Below are 13171 nucleotides of genomic sequence, written 5' to 3'. Positions count from 1 at the left end.
AATTACGTGGATGGTGGCTATGAGACGTGCTGGACTGCCGATCGCCTTCGCGTCAGCCGGGTTCTTCGCCTTTTCCGGGCCCATGGCCAAATATCTGGGCGCCGCGGGGCTGGCCCCGCTGGAGTCCGTCTGGGTCCGGATGGCCGGGGCCGGGCTGCTGCTCGTCGGCGTCCTCGCGTTCGTCAAGCCTCGGGCCCTGCGCATCCCGCGCTCGCGGCTGCTGTTCTTCGCGGCCTACGCGGTGATCGCGGTGGCCGGGGTGCAGGCGCTGTTCTTCGCGGCGATCACCCGGCTGCCCGTGGGCGTCACCCTGCTGATCGAATACACCTCGCCGGTACTGGTCGTGCTCTGGGTGCGTTTCGTCCGGCGGGTACGGCTGCCGCGCGCGGCCTTCATCGGCGCCGTGGTCGCGGTGATCGGGCTCGGCATCGTGGTGGAGATCTGGTCGGGGCTGAGCCTTGACCCGGTGGGCCTGCTGCTCGCCTGCTGCGCCGCGGTGTGCTGCGCCGGATACTTCCTGCTCAGCGACGGCTTCGGCGACGACGTCGATCCGCTCGGCCTGATCGGCTGGGGCCTGCTGGGCTCGGCCCTGGTGCTCCTGCCGATCTCCCAGCCGTGGAACATCCCCTGGGAGGCGTTCACCCGGACCGTGGCGCCGGAGGGCGGCTACCTGCTGCCCGCGCTGGCGGCCGTGATCTGGATGATCGTGATCGCCACGGTCGCCGCCTACATCCTCGGAGTCACCGCGGTCCGCCGCCTGTCGGCCGCCATCGGCTCGACGGTCGCCTCGGTCGAGGTCGTCGCCGGAGCGGTGATCGCCTGGGTCCTGGTGGGCGAGGCCCTCGGGCCCTTCCAGATCGTGGGCGGCCTCATCGTCCTGTTCGGCGCCTACCTGGCCCAGCGGGCGACGGCGAGCCTGCCCGCGCTCGAGGTCAGGGAGCCGGTCGGCGTGGCGTGAGCCGTACCGGAGAAGGTCGTGGCGGTGCGAGCCCCCGCTCGGCGGGGAAGCCGCCTCGCGTGGCGTGAGAGCCGTTCCCGGCGTCGGGGAGCGTGAGCCCCGAGGTCAGGAAGCCGGTTCGCGGGGTGTGAGCCGTACCACCTGGGAGCGGGTGGCCCAGCGCTCCGCCAGCCTCGCGCCGTCGACGGCGTTGAGCCGCTCCTTGGCGAGCGCGGCCACCGCCTCGGCGGCCTCGGCCTGGTTCACCACCTCGACGGAGGCGTCGAAGGCCACCAGCTGCCCCCCGTTGTCCTTGCTGCGCAGCGTCACCTGGACCTGGTCCGTTTCGGCCAGCCCCGGCAGTGACTGCTCGCCGCCGCCGGTGACCAGGTAGATCGCGCCGTCGTGCCACGTGTGCCAGGCCAGCCGGGGCCGGTCCAGTGAGAGCCAAAGGACGCTCGACTTCTTGGCACCCTCTTCGATCACACCCATAAGACGAATGTACGGCCTGCGCCTCCCGATCCAGGGTGGGCAGGCCGTATCGCCGCATCACTACGTTCTTCCGAGCTTCCGAGGATGCCCGGGCCGTCAGACAGGGGAGGAGACGGGAACGGGAAGGCTCCCGGAGCCCCGACGGGCGGTGGATCGGCCGATCAACGGCGGGAGAGCTTCCACGCCGCCGGGAGCAGGCCGGCCGCAACCGCGATCTTGAGCGCGTCGCCGATGAGGAAGGGAGTCACGCCCGCGGCCAGCGCGGCGCCCAGGTCCATGCCGGTGACGGCGATGAGGACCGGCAGGCCGAAGGCGTAGATGACCAGGTTGCCGAGGATCATCGTGCCGGCCGTGCGCAGGACGGTGCGGTCGCCGCCGCGTTCGGCGAGCTTGCCGACGAGGGCGGCCGCGGCGATGAAGCCGATGATGTAACCGAAGGTGGCACCGCCGAAGCCCGAGGCGCCCTCCGCGAACCATGGGACGCCCGCGATGCCGACAAGCATGTAGAGCGCCATGCTCAGCACCGCACGGTTCATCCCGAGGGCCGCGCTGACCAGCACCACCGCGAAGGTCTGACCGGTGAACGGAACGGGCCACATGGGGAAGGTGAGCTGCGCGGCCAGACCGGTCAGGCCCGCGCCGCCGACCACGAGCGCGATGTCGCGGACGCGGGAACCCGGGATGAGATCGGACAGTACGGCGGGCCTGCCGGCTACCGAAGAAGCGTTTGCCATCTTGTGTCTCCCTTAGCCGATGCTTGATGTCCATTGTTCTGACATCTCCGGCGAGAGCCCTACGCGATCGCCGCCAAGAACGGGCCGCCGTCTTTGTATGGACGCCATAGGCGGCCCCGGGCTGCCATCGGCGCCCGACCGGCCGCTAGCGTGTGTCCATGCGCTCCCGACGTTCGTGTCTCGCGGTGCCCGGCAGCAACCCCCGCTTCCTGGAGAAGGCCCAGGGGATCGGTGCCGACGAGATCTTCCTCGACCTGGAGGACTCCGTCGCGCCGCTCGCCAAGGAGGGTGCGCGCAAGAACATCGTGGCCGCCCTGCGCGAGGGCGACTGGTCGGGCAAGACCAGGGTCGTGCGGGTCAACGACCTGGGCACCCAGTGGACCTACCGGGACGTCATCGAGGTCGTGGAGGGCGCGGGAGAGTTTCTCGACTGCCTGATGCTGCCCAAGGTGGAGGATCCGACCCAGGTGGTCTGGCTCGACACGCTGCTCACCCAGATCGAGAAGGCGAACGGGCTGGAGGTCGGCCGCATCGGCATCGAGGCCCAGATCGAGAGCGCCAGGGGCCTGGTCAACGTGGACGCCATCGGCGGCTCGTCCAAGCGCCTGGAGACGCTGGTCTTCGGCCCCGCCGACTTCATGGCCTCGATCAACATGCGGACCCTGGTGGTCGGCGAGCAGCCGCCGGGCTACACCGAGGGCGACGCCTACCACTACATCCTGATGCGCATCCTGATGGCCGCGCGCATGCACGACCTGCAGGCCATCGACGGCCCGTACCTCGCGATCAAGGATCTGGACGGCTACCGGCGGGTGGCCGGGCGGGCCGCGGCGCTCGGGTTCGACGGCAAGTGGGTGCTTCACCCCTCCCAGGTCGATGCGGCCAACGAGGTGTTCTCGCCGTCCCAGGAGGACTATGACCACGCCGAGCTGATTCTCGACGCGTACGACTACTACACGACGGTCGAGAGGCGCGGCGCGGTCATGCTCGGCGACGAGATGATCGATGAGGCGTCCCGGAAGATGGCCCTGGTGGTGGCCGCCAAGGGCAGGGCGGCGGGCCTGGGACGGACCGGCACCTTCACACCGCCTACAACTTGATTCCGATCGTCGTGAAGAACCAGAGCGACGAGGTCAACCAGAGCCCGGTCAGCGCGGTGAACGTCAGCCCGCCGAGGACGGGAAGGGTCCAGCCGGGCAGTCCCCGCTTGGGAAGCGCCAGCATCTTCGCGGTGAACACACCGTAGAAGAAGCAGCCCAGCAGCGAGTGGATCATCACTCGCGGCACGTCGAACTGGGTGCCCAGCGCGTACAGGCAGTGGAACGCCACCGGGAGCGTCAGCAGGAACGCCACCCGGCCCGACCAGCGGTGCAGGGTGCCGATCCACGGCACGTCCAGCTTGATCCGGCCCCACATCACCAGGGCGGAGAAGATCTGGACCAGCGCCAGCACAAACGCGCCGGTGGTGAACCAGGCCTTCATGGCCAGGGCTCCGGAGAACCCGGCCGGGCCGATCGCGTAACCGGTGGGCGTGTGGACGCGCCCGTAGAGGCCCAGGCCGACCGCGACCAGCCCGCCGATCACGAGCGGCAGGAGGAGCGGGGCGAGGTTCTGCTTCTGGTCCGGCACCTGGATGGCCTGGGTGCTGTCCGTCACGTAATTCTGCCCCGGCACCCTCATGGCCTGCGTGCTGTCCTGGGTGTTGTCGTCCATCACAGTCCTCCGATGAACTCGTCGACGTCCTGGGGGTCGACCTCGACGCCGTTGACGGTCGCGTTCTGGCCGGGCTCCGGGATCGCCACGTCGGCGGGCTTGTCGTCGACGAGGGTCAGGCCGACCCGGCTGCCGTCGTCCAGGTAGATCCAGCCGGCGCGGACCTTCGCGCCGCGGACGATCGCGCTCGCCCGGTAGAGCCCGGAGGGCTTCTTCACGGTGGGGGCCTTGAAGCTCCACTCCTTGCCGCCGAACTCGAGGTCTCCTCCGGCCCTGCCGGCGCCGATCTGGGCGATGAGCGAGGCGTTGTGCGGCCCGGACAGGGTGACCTTGCCGTCGGCGGCCTTGCCCTTGAGCCAGGCCTCGATCTTGCCGTCGCAGAAGTAGCCGACCGCCTTGCCGTTCCGGATGGAGATGGCGATCAGCCCGCCGTTGCCCTGGACCCGCCCGGCGTAGTCGGCCTTGACGGGGGTGGGCTTGGCGGTCTTGGTGACCTCCGGGGTCGGAGTGGCCTCCGCGGTGGTCACGATCACCTCGGGGGCCGCCGGCGCGGCCACTTCGTCCTGCGCGTTCACGTTCTGAGTCGTTGGTGAGGTGGTGGCACTGAACGTGCCGAGGGCGACGACTATCGCCGCTCCTGCCGCCAGCGTGTAGACAGGCCCCAGCCGTGTCATTGTCTGCTCCCTGAGAGTGGTGGTTGCCTGAGCACAGGTGTACTCCAGGCGGGGGCGCGGGGTCTGTGAACTAATCCATACAAGAGGGGAAAAACCAGATCCCTGCCGTAACGGGGGATGGGGAGGGCCTCTTGGCGACCGATGATTTCAGAACAATGTGCCTAAAGTGTGACAAATCGGGCGCATAGCCGACAAATTCGGGTTCATGGCCCATAAATATGACTAGAGAGGTCTCGTCATCGCGGCCCGAACGTGTTGCTCTGGAGTATGTATGGCACATCTTGGGGCGCGCATGGAGAATCCATGGATCCCGGATGGTAAAGGTGATCGTTTCAACAGAACGGGGTAGGAGTAGGGTCGCCGTGCGATTTGCCGCTTCCGTAAGGGGTGCGGTTTAGCGCTGCGGAGACGGCTGGAACGATCCGGGGCGATGGCTCCGGACTGAGACGGGCTTCCTACGAGGAGGTGCTGAGCGTGGCCTCGGGCCCCCACGACCCGCGCTCGCAAGAGTGGCCGGCGGACGACGACGACGTTTACGACGACGCGACACACGAAGGCGAGTCACAGGAGCCCCACACGTCCCCGCCGACGATCCAGCACTTCCCCCCCGGCCCCTCCGACGACAGCACCAGAGGGCTTCCCCTGTCCTCCCCCTGGATGCTTCCTCCGTTCGCCGCGCCGACTCCGGACGACGGCGAACCCCCGCAGGCGCGTCCCGAGGGATTGGGCGGCGAGCGCCGCCGCCCCCACACCCAGCCCTACGCCCCCGCTCCTCCGCCGGCGGCGCCGCGGTTCCCCCCGGATTCCCACCACGCCGCGGATGATCAACGGCCCGCGGACGAACGGTCCCCCGAGCCCGGACGCCATGCTCCCCAGGGGCAGGAACAGGGACAGGGACGTCCGCGTCTGGTGGACCGCCCGGACCTTCTTGTCGCCTCGGGCCCGGCGCGCGAGCGCAGGAGCCCCGGGAGAGCGAACAGACCCGACCTCCTGGTGGCCTCGGGCCCGTCCGGCGAGGAGCATCGGCGGGCTGAGCCCCCGCCGCCCCCGCCGCCCCCGCCGTCCCCGCCGCGCGGACCCGATGACCGGATCAGGATGGAGCCGGACATCACGGCGACTCCCGAACCGGCTCCCGAACCGATCCCGCGCCCGGCGACCGAATGGACCCCGGTTCCGGAGCCCGAATGGACCTCCGAACCGGAGTCCGAGCAGGATCAGGACGACTTCGAGCCGGTCCGCCGCGTGGGACGTCCTCCCGGCGGCAGGCCGGCCAGGCCCGATCTGCTGGTCGCCCAGGGCTCGCCCAGCAGGCGGGGGCCGAACGGCGGGCGCCACCACCGTGCGGCCGCCGCGCCCTCCGCCGTGCGCCGTTCCAGCCCGACCAGGCGCAGGCGCGGCCGGGGCCTGGTCATACCGTTCCTCATGGTCCTCGTCGTGACCGTCGCGGTCGGCGGCGGCCTGGTGCTGTGGGGCTGGGTGAGCAGCCCGTTCGCCACCGGCCTCCGGCTGGTCGGCGACGAGGTGCGCTCGGGAGACGCCAACTTCGTACCGCGGGCGGGCATCGGCGGCGACGGCTCCAACCAGGTGCTCAACGCCGTGGCCTCGGTGGGTTCCGTCATGGTCGCGGTCGGCAGCGACACCACCAGCCCGGTCCCCAGGCCGCTGTTCCTGGTCTCGCCCGACGGCGGCACGACGTGGCGGCTGGGCAAGGTGACCGGGCCCGCGGGTTACGAGACGGGTCCGACCACGGTGGGCCGGGTGGCGGGCGGCGACGGCCTCTGGCTGGCCGCGGGCAACGACATCCTCGGCGCCGGGCGCGGCCTGTGGACCAGCGCCGACGGCTCCAGCTGGAACGCGGTCGACCCCGCCAAGCTGGACGCCTTCGGGGTCGGAGACAAGATCATGGACCTGGCCAGGACCTCCTCGGGCTTCGTCGCGGTGGGCACCGTCATGCTGCCCGACGGCACGAACGGAGCCGTCGCCTGGGTCTCGCCCGACGGCCGTGAATGGGAGCGGGTGGAGACCCAGGCGATCGGCATGCCGGACAAGGTCCGGGGCATCAAGGCGGTCGTCGCCAAGGGCGACGCCGTGGTCGCGCTGGCCGATCCGGCCCAGGGCCAGTCCACCTCGGTCATCCTGCGCTCGTCCGACGGAGGCAGAAGCTGGCTGCGGACCGGCGCGGCACTGAACGACGTCATCCCGGAGCCGGGCGCGCTGGCCGTGGCCGCCGACGGGTTCGTGCTCGTCCCGACCCAGCAGCGCAGCGACAAGGGCGAGGTCCGCGTCTACTGCTCGGCGGACGGGGTCGACTGGGCGGGGTGCGGCACCATCACCGGCCTGGCCCGCGACGGCTCGGGCGTCAAGGGCCTGACCTCCTCCTCGGCGGGGGTGGCCGCGGTCGCCGAGTCGGGCTTCGAGCGCTACGCCGTCTACAGCAGCGCGGACGGCCACGAGTGGAGCAAGACCACCGACCTCGGCGAGGTGCCGGGCTCGCTCCGGGCGCTGGCCCTGTCCGACGCCGGCACGCTTGTCATCGGCGGCGACGAGCGCGCCGCCGACGTGGACAACCGCGTGGTCCTCATCACCGCGCCCAAGGGCGGCGAGGCGAGACCGGTCTCCCTCAGCGGGATCGAGGGGCTGGCGAGGGCCGCCCGCGAGACGTCCAGGGTGGCGGCGGGAGACGGCAGGTTCGTCGCCGTGGGCTCCGCCTCCGGCGACGCCGGGATCTGGACCAGCACGAGCGGAGAGAGCTGGAAGGCCGGCGGCCCGGCGCAACTCCTGGGAGGCCCGCTGCGGCAGACGCTGGGCGACGTCGCGCACGGCAGGCGGGGCTGGCTGGCCGTGGGCAGCACGATGACCGACGCCTCCTCCACCGAACCCCTGCTCGTCACCTCCACGGACGGCGAGAACTGGCGCAGGGTCCCGGTCCTGGATTCCCTCGCCCCGGCCGCCGACCACGACTTCCTCGCCCCGCACGCGGTGGCCGCCGGACCGTCCGGCTACGTCATGGCGGGAGAGGACCGCGGTCCCGCCACCGTCGTCCCGGTCCTGTGGTTCTCCCCCGACCTCAAGCGCTACACCAGGGCGGCCAAGCTTCCGGCGGGCGGCATCGGCGTGCGGCTGCACGACGTCTCGGCGACCTCGTCCGGATACGTGGCCGTCGGCGGCGCCGGTACGGCGGAGCGCGAGACCGGTGTGGTCTGGGTGTCGGCGGACGGGGTCAACTGGACGGCGAGGAAGCCGGTCCTGCCCCCCGGCGCGACGTCGGCCGGGCTGCGGCACGTGGTCCTGTACGGCGGGCACATCGTCGCCGCGGGCACCGCCCTGACCGAGGAGGGGCGCAGGGCCTTCGGCGCGGTGTCGGCGGACAACGGGTCGACCTGGGAGTTCTCCTGGCTCCCCGCGGACCGGTCGTCCGCCGTCCAGGACCTCGCGGCGACGGCGGAGGGTGTGGTGGCGGTCGGCTGGCACGGCGTCCCGGGCGCGGGCGACAGCGTGGCCTGGACCTCCGAGAACGGGCTGAACTGGCAGCGTCACGCCCCCAGCCAGGGCAGCCTGGACGGTGACGGCTCCCAGTGGCTCGGCGCGGTGGCGGTCTCCTCCGGCGGTCAGGTCGTGGCCCTGGGCCGCTCCACCACCTACAGCGCCGACCACCTCACCCTGTGGCGCTCGACCCTCACCTCCTCCCGATGACCGCCCATTCGACGAGGGCGTCCAGGAGGCCGGTGGTGAGCGGGAGCCGTACGAGCTCGTCGGGGGTGAACCAGCGGGCGTCGGCGGCGTCGGATCCGGCGGAGAGCGTGCCGTCGGATCCGTCGGGGAGCGCGGCCAGGTAGTCGCGGATCTCGTAGACGACGCCGCCGGGTCCCGGGCGGTCGACGGTGCCCGCCAGGCGGCCGGGGACGATGTTCAGCCCGGTCTCCTCCAGAACCTCGCGCGCCACCGCCTCGATGTCGGACTCGCCGGGTTCGACCCGGCCGCCGGGGATGGACCAGAGGCCCTCGCCGGGCGGATGGCCCCGGCGGACGAGGAGTATCCGCCCGGAGTCGACGATGATCGCCCCGACACAATTTACGCGCACGTGAATAAGATTACGTCTACATAACGGTGAACACCCTTGACGGATGGACCGTGGACACAGCAGCGTGAGTAGGCGTGAAAGCCACGCCTATCTGCCCCCGGTGTTTCGGCCCGCTCCGTCCGCCGGGCGTTTGGTCAAGCGCCTGGAGATGCGGCACGCATGGTGACGTCCTGCCCCTGCAGCCGCCGAGACATCCGTCCTCCGCAGCCGTGAAGATGATCACTGATGCCCGCGTCCCCGTCTGGCTGCCGTGGCCCCTGCCCGCGGGATGGCTGGTCACGGGGTTCGCCGACGCGGGCGACGAGCGCAGCGGCATCAGGGCCACCGTGGTCGCGCTCTCCGGCCCCTCGCTGACCCAGGGCCCCGCCGACCTGCTGCTCATCGCCGAGGAGCCCGGAGTGGGTCTCGGCGCGGCGTTCGCCGGGCTCGACGCCACCGATCCGGGCACCGGGTTCGACGACGGCCCGCCGCACGCCAAGATCGATGTCAAGGGTCACCCGGCCGCGCTGTGGTGTGTGGGCGGTGCCCCGGACCGGGCGGTCTACGCGGGCGAGGCGCTGGGAAACTGGCTGTGGGCGATCGTCTGGCCTCCGGACGCGGGCTACATCCTCACCCTGGCCGAACTCTCCCTGCGGGACCTGCGCGACAACGACCAGGCGCTTGACCTGCCCTTCGGCGCGTTCTCCCCGCGACTGGACAGCGGGATCCTCTGAACCGACGGCGGCGAACCCGGCCGTTTCGACGGCCGGGTGAAGTGCGGCGGGACGTCCTCTGTGACGTCCTCGCGGGATTTGCCATCCCTTGAGCCTCTTGCGCCCCGGCGTCATCCGTTACCTCCGCTCGAACCGCGGGGCGGGGGGAAGGCAGTAAAGTTCGGAAGCGTGACAGCGCGTATCGAGCGAGTAGTGACCGAGGGCGTCGTCGACGTAGACGGCGTCGAACACAAGGTCGAGAACAATACCTGGATTCTGGGCGACGATGAGGATGTCATCGTCATCGACCCCGCGCGCGACGCGGAGAAGATCCTGGAGAAGGTCGGCGAGCGTGAGGTGCTGGCGGTTATCTGCACCCACGGCCTGCCCGACCACGTGGGCGCGGCCATCGAGGTGGCGGCCAGAGACGAGGCCGTCGTCGCCCTTAATCCCAAGGACCGGCCGCTGTGGAGGCAGACCTGGCCTCAGACCTGGCCGGACATCGACATGGAGGACGAGGGCCTGTTCGAGGTCGCCGACGTCCAGCTTGAGGTCATGTCCACGCCCGGAGTCTCCCTGGGCGGTGTCTCGCTGTACTGCGAGGCGCTGGGCGCGGTCTTCACCGGCAAGACCCTTCAGGCTGACGGCCCCGGCAAGATCGGCGGGGAGTATCCCGCACTGGCCGACCAGCTCAGTTCGATCGGCAGTGCGCTGTTCACCCTGAAGCACGGCACCCGCGTGCTGCCCGCGCACGGGGAGGAGACGACCATCGGCGACCTGGAGCCCCAGTTCGACGCCTGGCTCTCCGGCTCGCTGATCCGCGGTACGGCGGCCGAGGACGAGCCCGAGGGTCCGCTGACCGACGGGACCCGCGCGGCGGGGATCCGGCTGAACCTCCCGGGCGAATAGGCCTTCATGGACCAGCTCCCCTTAGAGGGCATGCCGCGGCGGCTCTACACCTGCACGCCGTCGCGGCTGAACAACTGGCTCGACTGCCCCCGGCGATACCGGTTCACCTACATGGACCGGCCGTCGCCGCAGAAGGGGCCGCCATGGGCGCACAACAGCGTGGGCGCCAGCGTGCACAACGCGCTGGCCGCGTGGTGGCGCGAGCCGTACGAACGGCGGACGCCGGTGACGGCGGGCACCCTGGTCACCGGCAAATGGATCGGTGAGGGGTTCCGCGACGCCGAGCAGTCGACGACCTGGCGTGACCGCGCCCGCGAGATGGTCTCCGGATACGTCGCGAGCCTCGACCCCTCCGACGAGCCGGTCGGCGTCGAGCGGACGGTGGCCACCCGCACCTCCGTCATGGCCGTCTCCGGCCGCATCGACCGGCTCGACCGGCGTGGGGAGGAGCTGGTCGTGGTCGACTACAAGACCGGCCGACGTCCCCTGACCGCCGATGACGCCCGATCCTCGCTCGCGCTGGCCGTCTACGCCGTCGCCTCCTCCAGGGTCATGCACCGCCCGTGCCACAAGGTCGAGCTCCATCACCTGCCGACCGGCTCGGTCGTGGAGTGGGAGCACACCGACGAGTCCCTGGCCCGCCATCTGGGGCGGGCCGAGGAGATCGCGACCGAGGCCTCGGCGGCCGACGAGCACTACAGGGCCTGGGCCGGGGTGCGTGTCAAGGGCGCCGAGCGCAACCCGCCGCGGGTTCCCGAGGCGATCGACGCGCTCTTCCCGCCCAGGACGGGCCCGCTCTGCTCCTGGTGCGACTTCCGCCGTCACTGCCCCGAGGGGCAGGCCGCCTCGGGTGATCGCCAGCCCTGGGACGGCCTCGCCGACTGACGGCCACGCCGTCCCGCGCCGTACCCGTCCCCTGCCGCGCCGTCCCTGCCGCCGTACCCGTCCCTCGCCGCACCGTCCCCGCCGCCGTACCCGTGCCGGGTCCCCGCCGCACCGTCCCCCCCGCTCCGCCCGGGGGTGCTCAGGTGACGCCTGGCGTTCCCTCCGGCCAGCGGCGGGGGTCGGTCAGGCCCTTGAGCCCCCTGCTCACGTCGTAGCCCGCGGCGCCCAGACGCATCCGGGAGGCGGCGAGCATCTCGCGGGTGTACGGCATGAAGGCGCGGTCGTGGACATGCTCGGGGATCGAGTTCATCGCCGTCCTGAACGTCCTCAGCGCCGCGGTCACGGCGCTCCGCGGCGCCTCGGGCAGGACGCCGTACATCTGCCTGGCCCAGGCGGGCAGCGAGTAGTAGCACAGCGCGCCGAAGGGGAAGTACGCCGGCTTGCCCGGGGCGAGCAGGCGCAGCCCGGCGGGCAGGCGCGGCCACAGCAGGAAGCGCACCGTGGAGGCGGACTCGGGGGTGACCTTCAGCCGGGGCCGCATCGCGGCGAAGTAGTCGTCCATCTCCGCGAGCGAGCCGGGCACGTCCTCGGCGTGCAGGCCCACGTAGGTGGCGCTGTGGCGCTGCTCGGCCAGATATCGGTCGGCCTGGCGGTCACTGAGGCCGAGGCCCGCCCGCCGTGCCACGGACAGGTAGGAGGAGACCTCCGCGCAGTGGACCCAGAGCAGCAACTCCGGGTCGTCCACGCGGTGGATCTTTCCCGTGTCGGGATCGTCGATGCGCAGCGCCCGGTGGATCCCCCGGATCCGGCGGCCGATCTCGCCGGCCTCCGCCGGGCTGCCGAAGGTGACCCGGCCCACGAAGTCCGCCGTACGGCGGAGCCGCCCGAAGGGATCCTCCTGGAAGTTGGAGTTCTGCCAGACCCCACGCATCGCGAGGGGGTGCAGGGCCTGGAGCATGAGGCCCCGGACCCCGCCGATCCACATGGAGCGGTCGATGTGCACCAGCCAGGTCGCGGTGTGCGGAGGCTGGACGACGATGTCTTTGATACTCGACATAGTAGGTAAAAACGCATGGCTCCCGCCCCGGGCGGGGGCCTCAGCCCGGCAGGCGGGCCTCGGCCGCGTTCCAGAACCGGGTGAGTGCGGCGGCCGTCGTCTCCGGGGCCTCCACCGCGGGGGAGTGGGCCGAGCCGGGGACGACGACGCAGTCGGCGTGCAGGCGGCGGGCCATCTCGGACTGCGTCTTCGGCGGCCAGCCGTCGTCGTGCTCGCCGTACAGGACCAGGGTGGGCACCTCGACCTGGGTGAGCTCCTCCGACCGGTCGGGCGCGGAGAGCACCTCCCCGGTCATGGCGAACATGCCGGTCTGGGAGTTGGCGAACAGTCGCTTGCGCAGGAACGCGATGATCTCGTCAGGCACCCCGGCAGCCAGGGCCTCCGGCTCCATCCGGGTGTGCCAGATGCTTTCGAGGCCGAACTCGGGCAGCTCCTTCATCATGATCCGGCCCGCGCGCTCGCGGGGCCCGACGATCGAGGAGGGGCCCGAGCTCATCAGGGTGAAGGACGCGAACCTGGTCCGGCCGTCGATGACCGCCTCCCGGGTCACCAGGCCGCCGAAGGAGTGCCCGACCAGGTGGACGGGGCCTCCATGGCCGATCACGTGCGCCAGCGTGTCGATGTCGTTGCCGAGCGCGGCGCAGGTGTAGGCCAGAGGATCGTCGGGGCCGCTCGTCTCGAACTGCCCTCGCATGTCGACGGCGACGACCTGGCGGCCGGACTGGGCGAGCGTCTGCAGGACCGCGATGAAGTCTTCCTTGCTGCCGGTGAGACCGGGAACCAGCAGAGCGGGCCAGCGCTCGGGGATGCCGCTGACGGGCAGGGCCTCAAGCGCGGCGAACGTGCCCACCGCCGTTTCGAAATAGCGGGAGCGGACGCCAGGCGGCAGGGTCAGAAAACGTGGCGTACTCACGTGGCCCCACGATACCTCTCCTGGTGACATGACTCTGTGCGTCTCTCAATGCGAAAGGGGCGCCACCGATATGGTTGCGCCCCT

General features: G+C 71.1%; 13 protein-coding genes. 6 read left to right on the top strand and 7 right to left on the bottom strand.

Annotated elements, in window-relative coordinates:
* Nucleotides 1–19: 19 nt before the first annotated feature.
* The gene (locus DKM19_RS40715) at nucleotides 20–958 is read left to right on the top strand and encodes a DMT family transporter (RefSeq protein WP_110703514.1); all 939 of its coding nucleotides are present in this window, start codon (nucleotides 20–22) and stop codon (nucleotides 956–958) included.
* 105 nt (nucleotides 959–1063) lie between these two features.
* Here DKM19_RS40715 and DKM19_RS40710 read toward each other — a convergent pair whose 3' ends face one another.
* On the bottom strand, nucleotides 1064–1429 hold the full coding sequence (locus DKM19_RS40710; protein ID WP_110703512.1) for a hypothetical protein: 366 nt from the start codon (nucleotides 1427–1429) through the stop codon (nucleotides 1064–1066).
* Nucleotides 1430–1590: 161 nt separating this feature from the next.
* Nucleotides 1591–2163 (bottom strand): biotin transporter BioY, encoded by a 573-nt coding sequence (locus tag DKM19_RS40705; RefSeq protein ID WP_110703510.1) that lies wholly within the window; start codon nucleotides 2161–2163, stop codon nucleotides 1591–1593.
* Between the two features lie 158 nt (nucleotides 2164–2321).
* Here DKM19_RS40705 and DKM19_RS40700 point away from each other — a divergent pair, with 158 nt between their 5' ends.
* On the top strand, nucleotides 2322–3263 hold the full coding sequence (locus tag DKM19_RS40700; protein ID WP_110703508.1) for a CoA ester lyase: 942 nt from the start codon (nucleotides 2322–2324) through the stop codon (nucleotides 3261–3263).
* Here DKM19_RS40700 and DKM19_RS40695 read toward each other — a convergent pair.
* Nucleotides 3253–3876 carry a DUF6529 family protein gene (locus DKM19_RS40695; protein WP_239513862.1) on the bottom strand — a complete coding sequence of 208 codons (624 nt, stop codon included), beginning with the start codon at nucleotides 3874–3876 and terminating at the stop codon, nucleotides 3253–3255. The two genes, DKM19_RS40700 and DKM19_RS40695, sit on opposite strands and share 11 nt — an antisense overlap.
* On the bottom strand, nucleotides 3876–4550 hold the full coding sequence (locus DKM19_RS40690; RefSeq protein ID WP_110703506.1) for a hypothetical protein: 675 nt from the start codon (nucleotides 4548–4550) through the stop codon (nucleotides 3876–3878). The genes DKM19_RS40695 and DKM19_RS40690 overlap by 1 nt, the downstream gene beginning before the upstream one ends.
* A gap of 474 nt (nucleotides 4551–5024) precedes the next feature.
* On the opposite strand from DKM19_RS40690, the gene DKM19_RS40685 reads away from it, so the two are divergent.
* Nucleotides 5025–8243 (top strand): hypothetical protein, encoded by a 3219-nt coding sequence (locus DKM19_RS40685; protein WP_162642130.1) that lies wholly within the window; start codon nucleotides 5025–5027, stop codon nucleotides 8241–8243.
* Here DKM19_RS40685 and DKM19_RS40680 read toward each other — a convergent pair.
* Nucleotides 8227–8631, bottom strand: coding sequence for an NUDIX hydrolase (locus DKM19_RS40680; protein ID WP_110703502.1), 405 nt, complete (start codon nucleotides 8629–8631; stop codon nucleotides 8227–8229). The two genes, DKM19_RS40685 and DKM19_RS40680, sit on opposite strands and share 17 nt — an antisense overlap.
* 74 nt (nucleotides 8632–8705) lie before the next feature.
* On the opposite strand from DKM19_RS40680, the gene DKM19_RS40675 reads away from it, so the two are divergent.
* The 3 genes from DKM19_RS40675 to DKM19_RS40665 all read left to right on the top strand — a co-directional run bounded on the left by DKM19_RS40675 (nucleotide 8706) and on the right by DKM19_RS40665 (nucleotide 11117).
* Nucleotides 8706–9344 (top strand): DUF6758 family protein, encoded by a 639-nt coding sequence (locus DKM19_RS40675; protein ID WP_110703500.1) that lies wholly within the window; start codon nucleotides 8706–8708, stop codon nucleotides 9342–9344.
* Nucleotides 9345–9512: 168 nt separating this feature from the next.
* Nucleotides 9513–10232, top strand: a complete 720-nt coding sequence (locus tag DKM19_RS40670; RefSeq protein ID WP_110703498.1) for an MBL fold metallo-hydrolase — start codon at nucleotides 9513–9515, stop codon at nucleotides 10230–10232.
* A gap of 6 nt (nucleotides 10233–10238) precedes the next feature.
* Nucleotides 10239–11117, top strand: coding sequence for a PD-(D/E)XK nuclease family protein (locus tag DKM19_RS40665; RefSeq protein WP_110703496.1), 879 nt, complete (start codon nucleotides 10239–10241; stop codon nucleotides 11115–11117).
* Between the two features lie 139 nt (nucleotides 11118–11256).
* Here DKM19_RS40665 and DKM19_RS40660 read toward each other — a convergent pair whose 3' ends face one another.
* A complete protein-coding gene (locus DKM19_RS40660; RefSeq protein ID WP_110703494.1) occupies nucleotides 11257–12174 on the bottom strand; it encodes an oxygenase MpaB family protein in 918 nt (305 codons plus the stop codon).
* A gap of 40 nt (nucleotides 12175–12214) precedes the next feature.
* Entirely contained in the window at nucleotides 12215–13087 is an 873-nt protein-coding gene (locus DKM19_RS40655; RefSeq protein WP_110703492.1) for an alpha/beta fold hydrolase, read from the bottom strand.
* Nucleotides 13088–13171 lie beyond the last annotated feature (84 nt).

This window comes from Streptosporangium sp. 'caverna' (assembly GCF_003203775.1).
GTDB classification, from domain to species: Bacteria; Actinomycetota; Actinomycetes; order Streptosporangiales; family Streptosporangiaceae; genus Streptosporangium; species Streptosporangium subroseum.
This window is presented reverse-complemented; position numbering and strand designations above follow the sequence as displayed.

Bases quoted from the DNA above. Each gene is read 5' to 3' on its own strand.
- DKM19_RS40710 (WP_110703512.1), bottom strand. From the start codon at position 1,429: ATGGGTGTGATCGAAGAGGGTGCCAAGAAGTCGAGCGTCCTTTGGCTC.
- DKM19_RS40690 (WP_110703506.1), bottom strand. From the start codon at position 4,550: ATGACACGGCTGGGGCCTGTCTACACGCTGGCGGCAGGAGCGGCGATA.
- DKM19_RS40660 (WP_110703494.1), bottom strand. From the start codon at position 12,174: ATGTCGAGTATCAAAGACATCGTCGTCCAGCCTCCGCACACCGCGACC.
- DKM19_RS40695 (WP_239513862.1), bottom strand. From the start codon at position 3,876: ATGGACGACAACACCCAGGACAGCACGCAGGCCATGAGGGTGCCGGGG.
- DKM19_RS40700 (WP_110703508.1), top strand. From the start codon at position 2,322: ATGCGCTCCCGACGTTCGTGTCTCGCGGTGCCCGGCAGCAACCCCCGC.
- DKM19_RS40715 (WP_110703514.1), top strand. From the start codon at position 20: ATGAGACGTGCTGGACTGCCGATCGCCTTCGCGTCAGCCGGGTTCTTC.
- DKM19_RS40665 (WP_110703496.1), top strand. From the start codon at position 10,239: ATGGACCAGCTCCCCTTAGAGGGCATGCCGCGGCGGCTCTACACCTGC.
- DKM19_RS40705 (WP_110703510.1), bottom strand. From the start codon at position 2,163: ATGGCAAACGCTTCTTCGGTAGCCGGCAGGCCCGCCGTACTGTCCGAT.